The 1,759-nt window shown below is 59.7% G+C and carries 1 protein-coding gene; it reads left to right on the top strand.

The genetic code is table 11. The features are described 5' to 3' along the window. The coding region (locus GIB19_RS28020) for an immunoglobulin-like domain-containing protein (RefSeq protein WP_342456471.1) at nucleotides 1–1,759 on the top strand (1,759 nt) is incomplete at both ends.

Here is a 1,759-nt window from a genome sequence, read left to right on the forward strand (position 1 = left end):
TCACGAAGCGCAGGGCGACGACGTCTACAAAGACGCCGGCGAAATCGAGTTGGGCGTGAAGTCGGCAGCAGACATCGATGGCCGTGCCTTCGAGAACCTGCAGCTGGGCGACGCGGCGTCGGTCAAAGTGACTGACACCACGGATGACGTGGTGGCCAAGCTGACCGCTACCCTTTCGGTTACCGAAGGTGGTGCAATCACCTACACCATCACCCTGACCAACAAAGACGGTCTGCCGATCGACAAGCATTCGGCGCTGACCTTCACGCTGAGCGACGGCACTACCGTCATCACGGTTCCGGCCAACAGCACCACCGGCTTCACCACCGTGACTGCCCCGGACAACGTTTACGTTGGTACCAATGACGCGGTGATCAAGTCGATCGCTTCGGTCGATGGCGCTGATGTCGGCAAGTTCGAGAACCTGGTTCTGGACAAGACCCCGGTCAGCACGGCTGTCACTGACGAGCCAGGCTCGGGTACTCCAGGCGCTGGCAACGAAGGTGATCTGGTCAAAGTCACCATCACCGCCGATCAGGTTTCGGTTGCCGAGAACGTCAAACCGACCTTCACCGTCCACATCAACACCGCCCTGACTCACGACCTGGTCGTGACCCTGAGCAACAACGCCACCGTCACTATCAAGGCCGGTGAAACCAGCGCACCGTACACCCACGAAGCACAGGGTGACGACGTCTACAAAGACGCTGGCGAAATCGAGTTGGGCGTGAAGTCGGCAGCAGACATCGATGGCCGTGCCTTCGAGAACCTGCAGCTGGGCGATGCGGCCTCGGTCAAAGTGACCGATACCACTGACGACGTCATCGCCAAGCTGACCGCCACCCCTTCGGTCACTGAAGGCGGCGAGATCACTTATACCGTCACCCTGACCAACAAAGACGGCCTGCCGATCGACAACCATGCGCCGTTGTATTTCACCCTGAGTGACGGCAAAACGGTCATCACCGTGCCGGCCAATAGCACCACCGGTTTCACCACGGTGACCGCGCCGGACAACGTCTACGTCGGTACCAATGACGCGGTGGTCAAGTCGATCGCCAATGTCAGCGGCGCAGACGCCTGGAAGTTCGAGAACCTGGTTCTGGACAAGACCCCAGTCAGCACCACCGTAACCGACGAGCCGGGCTCGGGTACTCCAGGCACCGGCAACGAAGGCGACGTGGTCAAAGTCACCATCACCGCCGACCAAATCTCGGTCGCCGAGAACGTCAAACCGACCTTCACTGTCCACATCAACACCGCGCTGGCCCACGACCTGGTCGTGACGCTGAGCAATAATGCGGTTGTGGTGATCGAGGCCGGCAAGACTTCGAGCGAGCCGTATACCCACGACGCACAAGGCGATGACGTCTACAAAGACGCCGGTGAAATCGAGCTGGGCATCAAATCTGCCGTCGATGTTGACGGTCGTGCCTTTGAAAACCTGCAGCTGGGTGATGCCGCGTCGGTCAAAGTCACTGACACCACCGACGACGTGGTGGCCAAGCTGACCGCGACCCCTTCGGTCTCCGAAGGTGGTGAAATCACTTACACCATCACCTTGACCAACAAAGATGGTCTGCCGATCGATAACCACGCGCCGTTGTACTTCACCCTGAGTGACGGCAAAACGGTCATTACCGTCGCGGCCAATAGCACCACCGGCTTCGCTACCGTCACCGCGCCGGACAACGTCTACGTTGGTACCAACGACGCGGTGGTCAAGTCGATTGCCAATGTCAGCGGCGCAGACGCCTGG

Source organism: Pseudomonas sp. ITEM 17296 (genome assembly GCF_028895205.1).
GTDB lineage: Bacteria > Pseudomonadota > Gammaproteobacteria > Pseudomonadales > Pseudomonadaceae > Aquipseudomonas > Aquipseudomonas kermanshahensis.